This is a genomic window from Pseudonocardia hierapolitana, assembly GCF_007994075.1.
Taxonomy (GTDB): Bacteria; Actinomycetota; Actinomycetes; order Mycobacteriales; family Pseudonocardiaceae; genus Pseudonocardia; species Pseudonocardia hierapolitana.
This window is the reverse complement of the sequence record NZ_VIWU01000001.1, coordinates 710312-728167: the sequence shown is the minus strand read 5'-3', so window position 1 is coordinate 728167 and position 17856 is coordinate 710312. Positions and strand designations below refer to the sequence as shown.

The window sequence follows — 17856 nt, the reverse complement described above, 5'->3', positions numbered from 1 at the left end:
AACGGGTACTGCCCCCGGTGTGGACGCACCGAGCGACCGGACGAACCCCGGCCATGGGCAGCCCGCCCCGGCATCCGCACCACGACCACAACGCGGCCGGTCGGTACTGGTCGCATTCGGTATCGGGGTCGGGATCATGGCCGCGATCGACGAGATCGTGTTCCACCAGATCCTCGGCTGGCACCACTTCTACGACCGCTCCACCCCGCAGATCGGGCTGCTGTCGGACGGCTTGCTGCACACGGCCGAAATCGTCGTGATCGTTGCCGCGCTCTTCGCCCTCGGCGACCTCCGCCGCCGCCGCGCCCTCGCCCCGATGTCCGCCTGGGGCGGGTTCTTCCTCGGGCTCGGCGCGTTCCAGCTCTTCGACGGCATCGTCGACCACAAACTCCTCCGGGTCCACCAGATCCGCTACGGCGTCGACGACCTGCTCGCCTACGACCTCGCGTGGAACACCGCCGGCGCCGTCCTGCTGCTGATCGGCGCCGCGCTCGTGTGGCGGGCTCGCGCGGACAGCACCCGCTCGTCGGCCAGCCACAACCGCTGACCCCGGCGATGCCGCTCACCCACGACGTCCATGCATCCGGTGACGCGGACATCGCCGGCTGGCTGCTGGTCGCGCTGGTCGTCCTGGTCCCGTCGATCGCATACTGCCGCGCGGTCCGTTCCCGCAGGGTCGCAGGCCGGAACTGGTCCCGCCTGCGCACGGCCGGCTTCGTCATCGGGTTCGTGCTGGTCGCGGCCGCCGTGTCCCCCGCCATGCACGCGCTCGCCCGGCGCGGCCCGCGCGGACACGTGATCCAGCACCTGCTGCTGGGCATGTTCGCGCCGCTCGCGCTCGTGCTCGCCGCTCCGATCACGTTGCTGCTCGCCGTACTCCCCGTGGCCTGCCGCGGCACGGTTCGGCGCCTCCTGCGCAGCCGGGTCCTGCACGGCCTCGCCCACCCGGCCACGGCGGCCGTCCTCGACGTGGGTGGGCTCTACCTGCTCCACCTGACCCCGCTGTACGCCATCACCACCACCAACGCCCTCGCCCACCACGTCGTGAACCTGCACTTCCTGCTCGCCGGCTGCGTGTTCACCTGGTCGATCGCCGGCCCCGACCCCGCACCTCGCCGCCCCACGATCACGACTCGCGCTCTGGTGCTCGTCGCGGCCGGCGCGGCGCACGCGTACCTCGCGAAGCTCCTCTACGCCCGAGCACCCGGACCTCCATCGCACGGGCCGGACCAGGTGCGGGCGGCCGCCCAGCTGATGTACTACGGCGGAGACCTCGCCGAGCTCGCACTCGCCGTCGCACTGTTCGCCATCTGGTATCGCCGCACCCCGGTTAGCGGGGATGCCGCGGGTTACCCGGACAGCGCGACCGAGTGGGCATGGAGGAGGCGCCGATGCGGGCGATGGTGTACCGGGGTCCGTACAAGATCCGGGTCGAGGAGAAGGACGTCCCACGCATCGAGCATCCGAACGACGCGATCGTCCGCGTGACGCTGGCGGCGATCTGCGGCTCGGACCTGCACCTCTACCACGGGATGATGCCGGACACGCGGGTCGGCACCACCTTCGGCCACGAGTTCATCGGTGTGGTCGAGGAGGTCGGCCCGTCGGTGCGCAACCTCGAGCGCGGCGACCGGGTGATGGTGCCGTTCAACATCTTCTGCGGGTCGTGCTGGTTCTGCGCGCGCGGTCTGTACTCCAACTGCCACAACGTCAATCCGAACGCCACCGCCGTCGGCGCCATCTACGGGTACTCGCACACTTGCGGTGGTTACGACGGTGGCCAGTCGGAGTTCGTCCGGGTGCCGTTCGCCGACGTCGGGCCCAGCCGCATCCCGGACTGGATGGACGACGAGGACGCCGTGCTGCTGACCGACGCGCTGGCGACGGGCTACTTCGGGGCGCAGCTCGGCGACATCGTCGAAGGCGACGTGGTGGTGGTCTTCGGCGCGGGCCCGGTGGGGCTCTACGCCGCGAAGTCCGCGTGGCTGATGGGAGCGGGGCGGGTGATCGTCATCGACCACCTGGAGTACCGGCTCGAGAAGGCGCGCACGTTCGCGCACGCGGAGACGTACAACTTCACCGAGTACGACGACATCGTCGTGCACATGAAGCGGATCACCGATCACCTCGGTGCCGACGTGGCGATCGACGCGGCGGGCGCGGAGGCCGACGGCAACTTCCTGCAGCACGTGACGTCGGCGAAGCTGAAGCTGCAGGGCGGCTCGCCGGTGGCGCTCAACTGGGCGATCGACTCGGTGCGCAAGGGCGGCACGGTCTCGGTGATGGGTGCCTACGGCCCGATGTTCAGTGCGGTGAAGTTCGGCGACGCCCTGAACAAGGGACTGACGCTGCGCATGAACCAGTGCCCCGTGAAGCGGCAGTGGCCGCGCCTGTTCGAGCACGTCCGCAACGGCTACCTCAAGCCGAGCGACATCGTGACGCACCGCGTGCCGCTCGAGCACATCGGCGAGGCGTACCACATCTTCTCGGCGAAGCTGGACGGCTGCATCAAGCCGCTCGTCGTGCCGAGCGCAGGCTGAGGGAAAGGCAGTCATGGCGTACACCCGCGAGAAGCCGTCACCCATCGAATCGCGCGACCAGCTGCGGGCCCGTATCCCGGGCTGGGGTGTGGATCTGGACCCACAGGACCGCCCCTCGGTGCCGAAGCTGCGGTCCGAACCGGACGGGAACGGCGCGCACTGGGACTTCCCGGAGCGGCAGCTCGAGCACCGGCCGCGGGAGAGGTCGGTCGAGCACGCGTTCCTCACGCCGGTGTTCGGCACCACGTGTCCGGCCAGGGGAGTGTCCGGCCTGATGAGGAAGGCGGCGTACCGGCGCTACAGCGAGGGCCGCGCCGCACACTGGTTGCTCCTGCTGGCCGCCGACCGGGTCGACGCGTGGGAGAGCCACGTCCGTTCGTTCCTGACCCTGCGCCCGGACAACCCCATCACCGAGACCGGCGTGCTGAGCGAGTTCTCCCACCACGGGATCGCGTCGCGGATCGGGAAGAGGCGTGCCGACGTGGGACACCAGCTGCTCGATCCGCTCATCGTCGCCGGGCCATGGGTGGTGGCGTGCGGCGTCGCGTACTCGGCCATCAGGTCGATTGCCGGGCGGCGCCGCTGACCATGGAGTCCGGGGAGGTGTCTGGTCACCTCGAAGGGGTAATCCCGGCTCCATGGTTGCTGGCGAGCACGGCGACGACGGCAGCTCGCTGACGTTCGTCGGGACCGCGACCACACTGCTGCGGCTCGGCGGTTCACCGTGCTCACCGATCCGAACTTCGTGCGGCGCGGCGAGCGGGTGCACCTGGGGTACGGCCTGACGGCGAAGAGGCTCGGATCCCGCGATGCGGATCGATCAGCTCCCGCCGCTGGACGCCGTGCTGCTGTCCCACCTGCACGGCGATCACTTCGACCGGGTGGCGAAGCGGGATCTCCCGCGCGAGCCACCCGTGGTGACCACCCCCCACGCCGCCCGGCGCCTGCAGCGCTGGGGGTTCGCTGCCGCGACCGGCCTGGCGACGTGGGACGACTGGGAGGTCGTGCGCGGCGACGAGCGGCTGCGGGTGACCGCGGTGCCCGCCCGGCACGGCCCGGTCGGGGTCCACCGCCTGCTGCCGCCGGTGACGGGCACCATCGTGGACCTGGAGCGCGGCGGCATCCGGGTGCTGCGGGCATACGTCACCGGCGACACGCTGCGCGTCCCCGAGCTGCGCGCTGTCCGCGAACGCTTCGCAGGAATCGACGTGATGATCACTCACCTCGGCGGCACGAGGGTGCTCGGCGTGCTCGTCACGATGGACGGCCGCCAGGGCACCGATCTGGTCGAGCTGATCGAGCCCGCCACCGTCGTCCCCGTCCACTACGACGACTACCGGGTGTTCCGCAGCCCGCTGGAGCACTTCGTCGCGGAGATGCGCCGCCGCGGGCACGACGACCGCCTGCGCACGGTCGCGCGGGGCGACACGGTGGAGCTCGCTCCCCGCACTCGCTGAGGCACCGCGGCCCGGTGATCAGAGGCGCCGCCGATGGAACAGGCGGCGGTGGAGGCAGCCGCGCGCTCCGTCGCCCGTGCTCCCGGGCTCGCGGAGCAGCCCGCCGACCCGGTGCATCCTCCCGAGGCTGCGGTTGGTGTCGGCTCCGGTCGCCTACGCCGGTTCGTTGCCGAACATCTCGAGCGCGCGGATCTTGTTCGTCGCGTCGAGGGCGGCCACCTTGTACGCCTCGGAGAGGGTGGGGTAGTTGAGCACCGTGTCGACGAGGTAGTCGACGGTGCCGCCGCATCCCATGATCGCCTGGCCGATGTGCACGAGGTCGGTGGCGCCGGTGCCGAAGACGTGCACGCCGAGCAGGGTGCGGTCGTCGGTGGAGACGATCAGCTTGAGCATGCCGTAGGAGTCGCCGACGATCGCCCCGCGCGCCAGCTCCCGGTAGCGCGACATGCCGACCTCGTAGGGCACCGCCGCAGACGTCAGCTCCGCTTCGGTTCGGCCGCAGAAGGAGATCTCGGGCACCGTGTAGATGCCGATCGGCTGCAGTTCCTGCAGCTCACGGGCCGGCTCGCCGAAGGCGTGGTAGGCCGCGAGCCTGCCCTGGTCCATGCTGGTGGCCGCGAGCGCGGGGAAGCCGATCACGTCGCCGACGGCGAAGATGTGCGGCACCTCGGTGCGGTACTGCTTGTCCACGGTGATGCGGCCGCGCTTGTCGGCGGACAGCCCCGCCTTCTCCAGGTCGAGCTCGTCGGTCACGCCCTGGCGACCCGCCGAGTACATCACCATGTCGGCGGCGATCCGCTTGCCGCTGGCCAGGCTCGTGACCGTGCCCCGCGGCGTCACCTCGACCTTGGCGACCTCCTCGCCGAACCGGAAGGTGACGGACTGGTCGCGCAGGTGGAACTTCAGCGACTCGACCACCTCCGGGTCGCAGAAGTCCAGCATCGACGGGCGCTTCTCGACCACCGTGACGCGGGTGCCGAGGGCGGCGAACATCGACGCGTACTCGATCCCGATCACGCCTGCACCCACGACGACCATCGAGCCCGGCACCCGTTGCAGCTTGAGCACGCCGTCGGAGTCGAGCACGTGCTCGTCGTCGAACTCGACCTCGGCGGGGCGGGCCGGCTTCGTGCCGGTGGCGATCACGACGTTCTCGGCGGTGACGGTGCTGCGGTCGCCGCGTGAGTCGCCCTGCACGGTGACGGTGTGCTCGTCCTCGAACCGGGCGGTGCCGCCGATGATCTCCACGTGGTTGCGCAGCAGCTGGTTGCGGATCACCTCGACCTCGCGCCCGACCACGTGCTGCGTGCGCGCCAGCAGGTCGGCGATCGTGATCTCGCTCTTGACCCGGTAGCTGGCTCCGTACAGGTCGCGCTGGGCGAAGCCGGTGAGGTACAGCACCGCTTCCCGCAGCGTCTTGGACGGGATCGTGCCGGTGTTGACGCAGACGCCGCCCATCATGTTCCGGCGCTCCGCGACGGCGACCCGCTTGCCCAGCTTCGCGGCCGCGATCGCGGCCTTCTGGCCGCCCGGTCCGGATCCGATCACGAGCAGGTCGTAGTCGTACACGCGACGGTCCTCCCCACGGTCGGCGGGCCGTTCACGCCCCGCAGGAGGACAGCGTTGCCGCACTCCTGCCCCGCGGCAAGCGCAAGAGGTTAACACTCGTCGACGACATGACCGCGGACAGAACCGGGCCGTGGAGCGGACGTGTCCACATCGGCCCGATCCAGCCCGTTCAGCCGCACGTTGTCCACAGCCGAACGGGGCAACGCCCCCATCGCCGGCCCTCGCCACGCATTCTCGCCGCATGACGCCTCCCGCCGACCGTCCTCCCGTCGCACTCCCGGTCGACGACCGCCCCGTGCTCCGCGTCCGCGACCAGGGTGAGCTGGTCGCCGCGGTCCCGGCCATGCTCGGGTTCCACCCCCGCGAGTCGCTCGTGCTGATGGCCACCGGCGGCCGATCCGGCCGCAGGCTCGGCCTCACACTGCGGGTCGACCTGCCTCCACCCGAGCACCCCCAGTACGCCGAACACGCCGAGCTCGTCGTCGCGTCGGCCGTGCGGGGCCTCCTCCTCGACGAACCCACCGGCGCGATCGCCGTCGTGGTGAGCGAAGCCGGGCCGCTCCCGCATTCGCTGCTCGCCTGTCACGTCGAGTCGGCACTCGACGCGCAGCGCATCCCGATCCAGGCCCTGATGTGGGCGGAGCGCACCGCCGGTGGAGCAGGCTGGGCCTGCTACGAGTCGTGCGGGTGTGCGGGGCTCGTCCCGGAACCCGCCGCCACGCCGTTCGTGGCCGCGGTGGTGGCGGAGGGCAGGGTCGTGCACGCCGACCGGGCCGCGCTGGAAGCGGTCGTCGCTCCCGCCGACCCGGCCGTACTCCGGCGCCGCGAGGAACGGCTGATCCGGGCGGCGGACGGAGAGCTCGACGGCGCCGAGGGCGGGATCGTCCTCGATCCCGCCGCGGGGATGTCCGTGGTCGACGCCGCCATCGCCGACGCCGCGGCCGGGCGGCTCGCACTGGCCGACGACGGGATCGTCGTCGCACTGGCCACGGCGCTCGGGATGCCGGAGGTGCGCGCATGGGCGCTTCGGCGCAGTGCGGCCCAGGACGCCGCGGTGGTCGAACAGGTGTGGGCCGCCCTCGCCCGGGAGACGCCCGACCCCGAGGCGGCCGAGCCCGCCACGCTGCTCGCGGTGTCGGCGTTGCTGCGCGGCGACGGCGCACTGGCCAACATCGCTCTCGATCGCGCGGAGCGGGCGTGGCCGGGCCACGCCTTCGCCGCGTTGGTCCGACGCGCCGCCACGGCCGGCCTCCGGCCGTCCTCGATTCGCGAGATGCTCACCGGGGGCGATCGGTGAACGCCCTGTCAGGCCGTCCTGCTCCGGGTGAACTCCCATGCATCGCCCACGATCGTGGCGAGGTCCGTCCGGGACGGCCGCCAGCCCAGCTCGGCCTTGGCCGCCTCGCTCGAAGCGATGAGCACGGCGGGGTCGCCGGCCCGGCGAGGGGCGGCCACCGCGGGAATCGGGTGCCCGGTCACCGCGCGGCAGGCCTCCACCACCTCGCGCACCGAGAAGCCGCTGCCCGAGCCCAGGTTGTAGATCGCGTGCCGCCCCGGCTGCGCGTGCTCGAGCGCCAGCAGGTGGGCGTCGGCGAGGTCGTCCACGTGGATGTAGTCGCGCACGCACGTCCCGTCGGGGGTGGGCCAGTCCTCGCCGTACACCTGCACCGCCTCGCGGGTGCCGGAGGCCACCTGCAGCACGATCGGGATCAGGTGGGTCTCCACCGTGTGCCGCTCGCCGAAGCGGCCATGGGCCCCGGCCACGTTGAAGTAGCGCAGGCTCACCGCGGCCAGCCCGTGGGCCACGGCGTAGGAGCCGATGGCGTGGTCGATGGCGAGCTTGCTCGCGCCGTACGGGTTGGTCGGCCGGGTCGGTGCGTCCTCCCGGATCGGCACCTGCTCCGGCTCACCGTAGGTCGCCGCCGTGGAGGAGAACACCAGCCGGCGCGTGCGGTGCCGGCGCATGGCCTCGAGCAACCGGAAGCTCGTCACCACGTTGCCGTTCCAGTACAGCTCCGGTCGCTGCACCGATTCCCCGACGAGCGACTTCGCCGCGAAGTGCAGTACGCCGTCGAACCCGTCGGCGAGCACCTCGTCGACGGCGTCGGCGAGGTCGGCCTCCACGAATCGCGCGCCGTCCGGCACCGCGTCCTTGTGCCCGGTGGACAGGTCGTCGAGCACCGTCACGTCGTGGCCCGCGTCCACCAGGTGGGCGGCGCACACGCTGCCGACGTAGCCGGCACCGCCGGTCACGAGCAGCTTCACAGAACTCCTCCTCGAGGCTCGGCGCGCGTCGTACGGCCGCCGCGCGTCGCGGCCCACCGTCTCACGGCGCACGCCGAGGCCCCCGAAGGGGCTCGCGCCGCGCTCCGGTCAGCGGGCCCGCACGAGCACCGCGTGGGCGATGAGCGGCGCCACCGAGGAGGAGGAACCGTTGCTCGCCACCGTGACGGCGTCGCCGAAGCGGGAGATGGCGTCCACGTCCACGTCCTTCCCCGGCACGATGCCCGCCGACTTGAGATCGGCCATGAGGTCGGCGTCGACCTGCACGTGCTCGGCGATCCGGCGCACCTCCACCGGACCACCGCCGCGGCGGGCGAACTCGTCGAGCCGCTGCAGGCCCACCTCCAGTACCGGTGGCGCCGAGGCGGCCCGTGTCGCCGTGGCGGCGTCGACGTTGTTCACGAGCTCGTCGAGGCCGGGGATGGGGTTGCCGTAGGGGGAGGTGGTGGGGTTGTCGAGCAGCTTCACGAGCTTGCGCTCCACCGCCTCGCTCATCACGTGCTCCCAGCGGCAGGCCTCGGCGTGCACGAACTCCCATTCGAGTCCGATCACGTCCACGAGCAGCCGCTCCGCGAGCCGGTGCTTGCGCATCACCGACACCGCCCGTGCCCGGCCGGCCTCGGTGAGCTCCAAGTGCCGGTCGCCGGCCACGACCACCAGCCCGTCGCGCTCCATCCGGGCCACGGTCTGACTCACCGTCGGCCCGCTCTGGCCGAGCCGTTCCGCAATGCGCGCGCGCAGCGGGACGACGCCCTCCTCCTCGAGTTCGTAGATCGTGCGGAGGTACATCTCGGTGGTATCGATGAGCTCGTTCACGCCCCCAGCCCTTTCGTCAAGTCCCCATTCTATCGGTGCAACGGCTCGCAGCCGCCCCGCCATCCCGGGCAGGATGTGCGGGTGTTCGCACCGATGGATCCGCTGCTCGCTCCCTCCCGGCTCGCGGAACTGCTCGACGATCCGGATCCCGCGCGGCGCCCGGTGGTGCTCGACGTGCGCTGGCGGCTCACGGGCCCGCCGGCCCGCCCCGATCACGACGCGGCGCACATCCCCGGAGCCGTCTTCCTCGACATGGACACCGACCTGGCCGACCCGCCCGGGCCGGCGGGGCGGCACCCGCTGCCGTCGGTCGAGCGGCTGCAGGCGGCTCTGCGCGGGGCCGGGGTGCGGGACGGGTCGCTGGTCGTCGCCCACGACGACGCCCAGGGTGTGCAGGCGGCGCGCGCCTGGTGGCTGCTGCGGTGGGCCGGGTTCGCCGCGGGCCGGGTCGCGGTCCTCGACGGCGGGTTCCGCGCCTGGGTGGAGGCCGGGCTCCCCACCACGGCCGAGCCGTCCCGCCCGGCTCCCGGCGACGTCACGGTCCGGCCCGGTGGTATGCCGGTGCTCGACGCCGACGAGGCGGCCGCGCTCGCCCGGACCGGCGTGCTGCTCGACGCCCGTGCACCGGAGCGCTACCGCGGGGAACACGAGCCGGTCGACCCGAAGGCGGGCCACATCCCGGGCGCCCGCAACGCGCCGGCCACCGACGTCCTCGGGGACGACGGGCGCTGGCTGCCACCCGTGGCGCTGGCCGAGTGGCTGGCGGGGGTGGCGGAGGCGGGGGAGGGCGAGGTCGGGGCCTACTGCGGGTCGGGCGCCACCGCCGCGGCGCTCGTGCTCGCGGCCGAGCACGCCGGCTTCCGACCGGCGGAGCGGCCTATCCCGCTGTACGTCGGGTCGTGGTCGAACTGGTCCGCCGATCCGAGCAGGCCCGTGGCCACGGGAGCGGCGCCGTGAGCGGGCGGGCCGCGGTCGTGTGGACCCCGGACTTCCTGGCCTACGACCTCGGCGGCGACCACCCCCTCGACCCGGTCCGGCTGGACCTCACGATGCGGCTGGCCACCGACCTGGGTGTGCTCGAGGGCATCGAGCCGCTGGTGCCGGAGCAGGCTCCTGACGAGGAGGTGCAGCGGGTGCACGTCCCGTCGTACCTCACGGCCGTGAAGTCGGCGCCCGAGCACCCGTTCGGCGTGGGCCACGGGCTCGGCACCGAGGACAACCCGATCTTCCTCGGGATGCACGAGGCGAGCGCGCTGGTCTGCGGCGGGTCGCTGCTCGCCGCGCGCGAGATCGCCGAGGGCCGCGCCGACCGCGCCGTCAACATCGCGGGCGGGCTGCACCACGCGATGCGCGACCGGGCGGCGGGGTTCTGCGTGTACAACGACTGCGCGGTGGCCATCTCCTGGCTGCTCGACCACGGGTTCGACCGCATCGCCTACGTGGACGTCGACGTCCACCACGGCGACGGCGTGCAGGCCGCGTTCTACTCCGACCCCCGCGTGCTCACGATCTCGTTGCACCAGCACCCGATGACGCTGTGGCCGGGCACGGGGTGGCCGGGAGAGTACGGCGACGGCCAGGCCGCGGGGTCCGCGGTCAACGTGCCGCTGCCGCCGGGCACACCCGACTCGAGCTGGTTGCGTGCCTTCCACGCGGTGGTGCCGTCGCTCCTCTCGGAGTTCCGGCCGCAGATCCTGGTCACGCAGTGCGGCGTGGACACCCACGCCGAGGACCCGCTCGCCGACCTCGGGCTCACGGTCGACGGCCACCGCGCGATCTACCGCGCGCTGCGCGAGCTCGCCACCCACACGGCCGGCGGCAAGTGGCTCGCCGTGGGCGGCGGCGGGTACGGCCTCTTCCGGGTGGTGCCCCGGTCCTGGACCCACCTGATCGCCACCGTGCTCGACCGCGACGTCGAGCCGGACCGTCCACTGCCCGCGGGCTGGGTGGCCCACACCGCGGGTCTCACCGGCCAGCAGCTGCCGATCTCGATGACCGACGGCGGCGACACCGGGTACATCCCGTGGACCGAGGGCGCCGACCGGGTGGACACCGCCGTGCTGGAGACCAGGCGGGCGGTCTTCCCGCTGCACGGCCTCGACCCCGACGACCCGAGGGACTGACGGGCATGACGACCAGCGGTGAGACGGCGAGCAGCGACCCGCGCAGGGACCCGCCCGCGGCGGAGCCCGAGCCGGGATACCCCCGCCAATGGGAAGCCGACGTCGTGGCCTCGGACGGCGGCATCGTGCACCTGCGCCCGATCCTGCCCAGCGACGCCGACACACTGCTGCGGTTCCACCAGAGCCTCTCGGAGCGCACCCGCTACCTGCGCTACTTCGGCCCCTACCCGCGCATTCCCCCGCGCGACCTCGAGCGGTTCACCAACGTCGACCACCGCACGCGGGTGGCGTTGATCTGCCTGCTCGGCGACGAGATCATCGCCGTGGGGCGGTACGAGGGGCTGGATCCGCGGCCCGACGGGCGGGTCGAGTCGGCCGAGGTCGCGTTCGTCGTGCGCGACGACCACCAGGGTCGCGGGCTGGGCTCGATCCTGCTCGAACACCTCGCGGCGGCCGCGCGGGAGAACGGTCTGCGCAGGTTCGAGGCCGAGGTGCTGGTGGAGAACCACCAGATGGTCCGGGTCTTCCGCGACGCCGGCTACCAGGTGAGCCGGGAGTTCGCCGAGGGCGTGCTGCACCTCGAGTTCGACATCGACCCCACGGAGCGCTCGCTCGCCGTCCGCGACTCGCGGGAGCAGCGGGCCGAGGCACGGAGCGTGCACAACGCGCTGCACCCCACGTCGGTGGCTGTGATCGGGGCGTCCACCGACCCGTCGAAGATCGGCCACGCCGTGCTCGCCAACCTCCTGCGCGCCAACTTCACCGGGCCCGTCTACCCGGTGAACCCGGCCACGCGCTCGGTGCGCGGGGTCCGGGCCTACGCGTCGGTCACCGAGATCCCCGACGAGGTCGACCTGGCCGTGGTCGCGGTGCCCGCCGCGGGCATCGACGAGGTGATGGACTCCTGCCTCGAGAAGGGGGTCACCACGCTCGTCGTGGTGAGCGCCGGGTTCGCCGACGTCGGTGCGAGCGGTGTCGTCGCGGAGCGGCGCCTGGTGTCCGAGGCCCGGGCACACGGCATGCGGGTGATCGGGCCCAACGCGCTCGGGGTGGTCAACAACGATCCCGCCGTGCGGCTCAACGCGACCCTCGCCCCCGATCTCCCGGGCACCGGCCGGGTCGGCTTCTTCTCGCAGTCCGGTGCGCTGGGCATCGCGATCCTCGCGGCGGCGAAGGAGCGCGGGCTCGGCCTGTCCACGTTCGTCTCGGCCGGCAACCGGGCCGACCTGTCCGGAAACGACCTGCTGCAGTACTGGCAGACCGACCCGAACACCGACGTCGTCCTGCTCTACCTCGAGACGTTCGGCAACCCGCGCAAGTTCGCGCGGCTGGCGCGGCGGCTCGCGCGCACCAAGCCGATCGTCGCGGTGAAGAGCGGGCGCCACTCCGGCCCCACACCGGCATTGGCGGCGAGCGCGACGCAGATCGACGAGGCCAGCGTGCGCGCGCTGTTCGAGCAGGCGGGCGTGATCCGGGTCGAGACGCTCACCCAGCTGTTCGACACCGCACTCCTGCTCGCCTACCAGCCGCTCCCGGCAGGGCCGCGGGTCGCGGTGGTCGGCAACTCGAGCGCGCTGGGCGTCCTGGTCGCCGATGCACTGCTCGACGGCGGGATGGAGCTCGCGGGTCCGCCGGTCGACGTCGGCACCGCGGCGCCGCCCGAGGAGTTCGCCGCCGCCGTCGCCAGGGCGATCCGGGACGACCCCGAGGGTGGAGAAGCGGGCCGGGCCGATGCCCTCATCGCCGTGTTCGTCCCGCCCATCGCCATCCCGGGCGCGGAGTACGCCCGGGCCCTGCGTGAGGCCGTGGCCGGCTCCGACAAGCCGGTGGCCGCGGTGTTCCTCGCCGTCGAGGGGGTGCCGGCCGAGCTGTCCGTGGCGCGGGAGGACGGCTCGCCCGGGCCGGGATCGGTGCCCAGCTACCCCAGCCCGGAGCGGGCCGCGGCGGCGCTCGCGCGGGTCAGCCGCTACGCCGCCTGGCGGGCGCGTCCGGTGGGGGAGTTCGTCAGTCAGCCCGGGATCGACACGGAGCGGGCCCGGGCCGTGGTCGCCCGCCTCGGCGCGGAGCACGACCACCGGCTCGGTGACGCCGACGCCGTCGAGCTGCTGGCCTGCTACGGCATACCGGTCACCGACTTCCGCGAGGTGTCGGACGCCGACGCGGCGGTCGCGGCTGCCGAGGAGCTGGGATACCCGGTGGCGATCAAGGCGGTCGGCGACCGCTGGCGCCATCGCACCGACCTCGTGGGCGTCCGGCTCGACCTCGACGACCCGCTCGGTGTGCGCCGCGCCCACGCCGACCTCGCCCGGCTCACCGGGCAGAGTGAGGTCTACGTGCAGCGGATGGCCCCGAAGGGGATCTCCTGCGTGCTCGAGATCGTCGACGACCCGTCGTTCGGGTCGCTGCTGTCCTTCGGGCTGTCCGGGATGGCCACCGAGCTGCTCGGCGACCGTGCCTTCCGCGTGGTCCCGGTGTCCGACCAGGACGCCGCGTCGCTGGTGCGCGCACCGCGGGCCGCGCCGCTCCTGGCGGGCTACCGCGGCACCGAGCCGGTCGACCTGGCCGCGCTGGAGGACCTCGTGCTGCGGGTGGGCCGGATCGCCGAGGACCTGCCCGAGGTGCGCTCGCTCGTGCTCGACCCGGTGCTCACCTCCGCCGACGGGGCGTTCGTCACGGGCGCGCGCATCGTCCTCGGCCCGCCGCCCACCCGGCAGGACAGCGGGCCGAGGCGGCTGTCCTAGCGTTCCTACCGGCGGAAGGAGACCTGCAGCGTCGGCCGGCTCACCTCGGCGAAGAAGTCGTTGCCCTTGTCGTCCACCACGACGAAGGCGGGGAAGTCCTCCACCTCGATGCGCCAGACCGCCTCCATCCCGAGCTCGGGGTACTCCAGCACCTCGACCTTGCGGATGCAGTCCTGGGCCAGCCGGGCGGCGGGCCCACCGATCGAGCCCAGGTAGAACCCGCCGTAGGTGGCGCAGGCGTTGGTCACCTGCTTCGACCGGTTCCCCTTGGCCAGCATCACGAGCGAGCCGCCCGCGGCCTGGAACTGCTCCACGTAGGAGTCCATCCGCCCGGCGGTGGTCGGCCCGAACGATCCCGACGCGTAGCCCTCTGGGGTCTTGGCCGGTCCGGCGTAGTAGACGGGGTGATCACGCAGGTACTGCGGCATCGGCTCGCCCGCCTCCAGTCGCTCCGCGATCTTGGCGTGGGCGATGTCGCGGGCCACGACGAGCGGGCCGGTCAGCGACACGCGCGTCTTCACCGGCAGCGTCGAGAGCTGCGCGCGGATCTCGGCCATCGGGCGGCTGAGATCCACGTGCACGACCTCGTCGGACAGGTCGTCCGCGGTGGTCTCCGGCAGGAACCGGGCCGGATCGCGCTCGAGCTGCTCGAGGAACACGCCCTCCGGGGTGACCTTGGCCTTGGCCTGGCGGTCGGCGGAGCAGGACACCGCGATGCCCACCGGGAGCGAGGCGCCGTGGCGGGGGAGGCGGATCACCCGGACGTCGTGGCAGAAGTACTTGCCGCCGAACTGCGCGCCGATCCCGAATCCGCGGGTCAGCTCGAGCACCTGCTGTTCGAGGTCGCGGTCGCGGAACGCGTGGCCCAGCTCCGATCCCTCGGTGGGCAGGGTGTCGAGGTAGCGAGCGGAGGCGAGCTTGGCGACCTTGAGGGTGTACTCGGCCGACGTGCCGCCCACCACCACCGCGAGGTGGTACGGCGGGCACGCCGCGGTGCCGAGCGAGCGCAGCTTCTCGTCGAGGAACGCGGCGAGCTTCTTCGGGTTCAGCAGCGCCTTCGTCTCCTGGTAGAGGAAGGTCTTGTTCGCCGAGCCGCCGCCCTTGGCCATCACCAGGAACTCGTACTTCGGCGCCCGCCCCGGCGCGGTGTACAGCTCGACCTGCGCGGGGAGGTTCGTGCCCGTGTTCTTCTCGTCCCAGAACGAGACGGGGGCCATCTGCGAGTAGCGCAGGTTCAACTCGTCGTAGGCCTCGAACACGCCCTGCGAGATGGCGCGCTCGTCGTCACCGCCGGTGAGCACGGTCTCGGAGCGCTTGGCCACGACGATCGCGGTGCCGGTGTCCTGGCACATCGGGAGCACCCCGCCCGCCGACACGCACGCGTTGCGCAGCAGGTCGGTGGCCACGAAGCGGTCGTTGGGCGACGCCTCGGGGTCGTCGATGATGGCGCGCAGCTGCGCGAGGTGCGACGGCCGCAGCATGTGCTGGATGTCGCGCACCGACTCGCGCACGAGCGCGGTGATCGTGGCGGGGTCGATCTCGAGGAAGGTGCGGCCCGCCGCCTCGACGACCCGGCCCGGGGGCAGGTCGAGGAGCCGGTACTCGGTGTCGTCAGGGCCGAGGGGAAGCACGTCGGTGTGGTGGAAACCGGGCACCCGCAGAAACTAACAGCGCTCGGATGAACGCCGCGCTCGGATGAACGCCGCACAGAATGGTCGGGAGGCCGGACCGGCCCCCGACCAGTCCGACCTCCCGTGGTGTGCACGTCCGGACGGGCCGGCGCGCGAGGTCTCCCGGTGGGAGAGGTTCTCCCGACATCAGGTCCCACGTCAACTGCTGGGCAGGGCCCGGTTTCGGACCGTAGGGTCATTCGCATGCCTGGATCGATTCTCGGTACCTCCGTTCGCCGCGTCGAGGACCGTGACCTCATCACCGGCGCGAGCACCTACGTCGGAAACCTCGCCCTCGAGGGCGTCCTGCACCTCGCGTTCGTGCGCTCCCCGCTCGCGCACGGCACCATCACCGGGATCGACACCTCCGCGGCCAAGGCGGCCCCGGGAGTCGTCGCCGTCTTCACCGCCGCCGACCTGGACCTGCCTGCGCACGGCGGCCTGTTCGTCGTCAACCCCGACATCCTGCGCCCGCCGCTCGCCTCCGACCGGGTCCGCTTCGTGGGGGAGGCGGTCGCCGTCGTCGTCGCCGAGACGAAGGCCGCCGCCGTCGACGCGGTCGAGCTCGTGGAGGTCGACTACGACCCGCTGCCCGCCGTCGTCGACATGGAGGCCGCGCTCGAGCCGGACGCGGAGCTGCAGTTCCCGGATCTGGGCACCAACCTGGCCAAGGGCGAGCGGTCGGCCGACGCCGAGGTGCTCTCGGACGCCGAGGTGGTCGTGCGGGCCCGGCTGGTGAACCAGCGGCTCGCTGTGATGCCGATGGAGGGCAACGCGATCGCGGTCCTGCCCGGGGGCTACGAGGGCGCGGACCACGACCTCACGATCTGGGTCTCCACCCAGATGCCGCACGGCTTCCGCGCGCAGGCGGCCGCGCTGTTCGGGCTGGAGCAGGATCGGGTGCGGGTGATCGCGCCGCACGTCGGCGGCGGGTTCGGCGGCAAGGCGGGCATGCTCGCCGAGCACACGACGGCCGTCGGGGTCGCCAGGGCGCTCGGCCGTCCCGTGACCTGGGTGGAGACCAGGTCGGAGAACCTGGTGTCGATGCCGCACGGGCGCGGGCAGGTCGCCTACTACGAGCTGGGCCTCACCCGCGACGGTGTGATCACCGGACTGCGGGCGCGCGTCGTGGGCGACAGCGGCGCGTACGCCGGGTTCGGCGGCGGCCTGGTGTTCCTGTCCACGCACACGATGGCCACCGGGGTGTACCGGATCCCGAAGCTGGCCTTCGACGGCGCGGTGGCGCTCACCAACACCACGCCGATGGGCGCCTTCCGCGGTGCGGGCCGCCCGGAGGCCACGGCGCACATCGAGCGGATGATGGACCTCGCCGCCGCCGAGCTGGGGATCGACCCGGTAGAGCTGCGGCGGCGCAACTTCATCCAGCCGGACGAGTTCCCGTACCAGACCCTTTCCGGGGTGCGGTACGACGTCGGCGACTACGACCTGTCGCTGCGCGAGGCACTGCGGCTGGTCGACTACGAGAAGCTCCGGGAGGAGCAGGCCACCCGGCGCGAGGCCGGTGACCCGGTGCAGCTCGGGATCGGCGTCAGCGTGTACGTCGAGATCACCGGGGGCGCAGGCGACGAGTTCGGCTCCGTCACCGTGCACCCCGACGGCTCCGCGACGATCTCGGCGGGCACCTCCGCCCACGGGCAGGGCCACGCCACCGCGTTCGCCATGGTTGCGAGCGACAGGCTCGGCATCCCGGTGGAGAAGATCCGGTTCGTGCAGTCCGACACCGCCACGGTGCCCCGCGGCGGCGGCACGGGCGGGTCGCGGTCGCTGCAGATGGCCGGCAACGCCGTGCGGGCCGCGGCCGACGACGTGCTCGAGCAGGGCCGCAGGCGGGCCGCGGCGATGCTGGAGGCGTCGGTCGACGACGTGCAGCTCACCGAGGACGGCGAGTTCGGCGTGGTCGGCGTGCCGTCGGCCACGGTCAGCTGGGCGCAGGTCGCGAGCGGGGCGCAGGCCGAGGGCGAGCAGATCTTCGCCGGGCTGGACTTCCACCAGGACAGCGCGACGTTCCCGTTCGGCGCGCACGTTGCGGTGGTGGAGGTCGACACCGACACGGGCCGCGTCACGCCGCGCCGTCACGTCGCGGTGGACGACTGCGGGCGCGTGCTCAACCCGCTGATCGTCGAGGGCCAGCAGCACGGAGGGCTCGCGCAGGGGATCGCGCAGGCGCTCTACGAGGAGGTCGTCTTCGATCCCGACGGCCAGCCGCTCACCGGCACGCTCGCCGACTACCGGATGCCGAGCGCGGCGGACCTGATGATGTTCGAGACCGCCAACACCGAGACGCCCACCCCGCTCAACCCGCTCGGGGCGAAGGGCATCGGCGAGTCGGCCACCGTGGGATCCACGCCGGCCGTGCAGAACGCCGTGGTCGACGCGCTGAGCGCGCTCGGCGTGCGCCACGTCGACCTGCCGTGCACCCCGGAGCGCGTGTGGCGCGCGGTCCAGGACGCGCGGGCAGGGGCGACCACCGACCCGTGGCGGGAGCCCCCCGCCGTCTTCGCGACGCTCCCGGTGCGCAGCGAGGGCGACGCGGTCGCCGACGAGGGCACCATCTGACAACCGCACCACGACTGGCGGGGGCCGGAGCCTCCGGTCCCCGCCAGTCGCGTTACGAGTGCGCGCGAGTCGGGGTCAGC

General features: G+C 72.7%; 14 protein-coding genes. 10 read left to right on the top strand and 4 right to left on the bottom strand.

What is annotated here, in order from left to right; all coding sequences use genetic code 11:
- Nucleotides 1–19 precede the first annotated feature (19 nt).
- From FHX44_RS03485 to FHX44_RS03465, 5 genes are all read left to right on the top strand, one after another.
- Nucleotides 20–547: a DUF2243 domain-containing protein gene (locus FHX44_RS03485; protein ID WP_281287868.1), complete on the top strand. Its 528-nt coding sequence runs from the start codon at nucleotides 20–22 to the stop codon at nucleotides 545–547.
- Nucleotides 548–555: 8 nt separating this feature from the next.
- Entirely contained in the window at nucleotides 556–1488 is a 933-nt protein-coding gene (locus FHX44_RS03480) for a cytochrome c oxidase assembly protein (protein ID WP_147254137.1), read from the top strand.
- Nucleotides 1392–2540, top strand: a complete 1149-nt coding sequence (locus tag FHX44_RS03475) for a zinc-dependent alcohol dehydrogenase (RefSeq protein WP_147254136.1) — start codon at nucleotides 1392–1394, stop codon at nucleotides 2538–2540. The genes FHX44_RS03480 and FHX44_RS03475 overlap by 97 nt, the downstream gene beginning before the upstream one ends.
- Nucleotides 2541–2553: 13 nt before the next feature.
- Complete coding sequence (locus FHX44_RS03470; RefSeq protein ID WP_147254135.1) at nucleotides 2554–3126, top strand: hypothetical protein; 573 nt, start codon at nucleotides 2554–2556, stop codon at nucleotides 3124–3126.
- A gap of 223 nt (nucleotides 3127–3349) precedes the next feature.
- Nucleotides 3350–3997, top strand: coding sequence for an MBL fold metallo-hydrolase (locus FHX44_RS03465; protein ID WP_246170188.1), 648 nt, complete (start codon nucleotides 3350–3352; stop codon nucleotides 3995–3997).
- A 153-nt stretch (nucleotides 3998–4150) separates the two neighbouring features.
- On the opposite strand, the gene sthA is transcribed toward FHX44_RS03465, so the two are convergent.
- Complete coding sequence (gene sthA, locus FHX44_RS03460; protein WP_147254134.1) at nucleotides 4151–5566, bottom strand: Si-specific NAD(P)(+) transhydrogenase; 1416 nt, start codon at nucleotides 5564–5566, stop codon at nucleotides 4151–4153.
- 241 nt (nucleotides 5567–5807) lie between these two features.
- On the opposite strand from sthA, the gene FHX44_RS03455 reads away from it, so the two are divergent.
- On the top strand, nucleotides 5808–6863 hold the full coding sequence (locus tag FHX44_RS03455; RefSeq protein WP_147254133.1) for a DUF4192 domain-containing protein: 1056 nt from the start codon (nucleotides 5808–5810) through the stop codon (nucleotides 6861–6863).
- Nucleotides 6864–6871: 8 nt separating this feature from the next.
- Here the strand turns inward: FHX44_RS03455 and galE are convergent, their stop codons facing one another.
- Complete coding sequence (gene galE, locus FHX44_RS03450; protein WP_147254132.1) at nucleotides 6872–7831, bottom strand: UDP-glucose 4-epimerase GalE; 960 nt, start codon at nucleotides 7829–7831, stop codon at nucleotides 6872–6874.
- A gap of 108 nt (nucleotides 7832–7939) precedes the next feature.
- Nucleotides 7940–8665 carry an iron-dependent transcriptional repressor DtxR gene (locus FHX44_RS03445; protein ID WP_147254131.1) on the bottom strand — a complete coding sequence of 242 codons (726 nt, stop codon included), beginning with the start codon at nucleotides 8663–8665 and terminating at the stop codon, nucleotides 7940–7942.
- Nucleotides 8666–8758: 93 nt separating this feature from the next.
- On the opposite strand from FHX44_RS03445, the gene FHX44_RS03440 reads away from it, so the two are divergent.
- The 3 genes from FHX44_RS03440 to FHX44_RS03430 are packed head-to-tail and all read left to right on the top strand — an operon-like array spanning nucleotide 8759 to nucleotide 13529.
- Nucleotides 8759–9622, top strand: a complete 864-nt coding sequence (locus tag FHX44_RS03440) for a sulfurtransferase (protein WP_147260896.1) — start codon at nucleotides 8759–8761, stop codon at nucleotides 9620–9622.
- Nucleotides 9619–10788 (top strand): acetoin utilization protein AcuC, encoded by a 1170-nt coding sequence (locus tag FHX44_RS03435; RefSeq protein ID WP_147254130.1) that lies wholly within the window; start codon nucleotides 9619–9621, stop codon nucleotides 10786–10788. Before FHX44_RS03440 ends, FHX44_RS03435 begins: the two co-directional genes overlap by 4 nt.
- 5 nt (nucleotides 10789–10793) lie before the next feature.
- Nucleotides 10794–13529, top strand: a complete 2736-nt coding sequence (locus FHX44_RS03430; RefSeq protein WP_147254129.1) for a bifunctional acetate--CoA ligase family protein/GNAT family N-acetyltransferase — start codon at nucleotides 10794–10796, stop codon at nucleotides 13527–13529.
- A 5-nt stretch (nucleotides 13530–13534) separates the two neighbouring features.
- Here the strand turns inward: FHX44_RS03430 and FHX44_RS03425 are convergent, their stop codons facing one another.
- Entirely contained in the window at nucleotides 13535–15184 is a 1650-nt protein-coding gene (locus tag FHX44_RS03425) for a fumarate hydratase (protein WP_147254128.1), read from the bottom strand.
- 219 nt (nucleotides 15185–15403) lie between these two features.
- Between FHX44_RS03425 and FHX44_RS03420 the strand changes: the two genes are divergently transcribed.
- Nucleotides 15404–17776, top strand: a complete 2373-nt coding sequence (locus FHX44_RS03420; protein WP_147254127.1) for a xanthine dehydrogenase family protein molybdopterin-binding subunit — start codon at nucleotides 15404–15406, stop codon at nucleotides 17774–17776.
- The last annotated feature ends 80 nt before the right edge of the window (nucleotides 17777–17856 follow it).

Excerpts from the sequence above, each read along its gene's own strand:
- FHX44_RS03470 (WP_147254135.1), top strand. The coding sequence starts at position 2,554 with ATGGCGTACACCCGCGAGAAGCCGTCACCCATCGAATCGCGCGACCAG.
- FHX44_RS03440 (WP_147260896.1), top strand. The coding sequence starts at position 8,759 with ATGGATCCGCTGCTCGCTCCCTCCCGGCTCGCGGAACTGCTCGACGAT.
- FHX44_RS03430 (WP_147254129.1), top strand. The coding sequence starts at position 10,794 with ATGACGACCAGCGGTGAGACGGCGAGCAGCGACCCGCGCAGGGACCCG.
- FHX44_RS03480 (WP_147254137.1), top strand. The coding sequence starts at position 556 with ATGCCGCTCACCCACGACGTCCATGCATCCGGTGACGCGGACATCGCC.
- FHX44_RS03465 (WP_246170188.1), top strand. The coding sequence starts at position 3,350 with ATGCGGATCGATCAGCTCCCGCCGCTGGACGCCGTGCTGCTGTCCCAC.
- FHX44_RS03475 (WP_147254136.1), top strand. The coding sequence starts at position 1,392 with ATGCGGGCGATGGTGTACCGGGGTCCGTACAAGATCCGGGTCGAGGAG.
- FHX44_RS03455 (WP_147254133.1), top strand. The coding sequence starts at position 5,808 with ATGACGCCTCCCGCCGACCGTCCTCCCGTCGCACTCCCGGTCGACGAC.
- FHX44_RS03420 (WP_147254127.1), top strand. The coding sequence starts at position 15,404 with ATGCCTGGATCGATTCTCGGTACCTCCGTTCGCCGCGTCGAGGACCGT.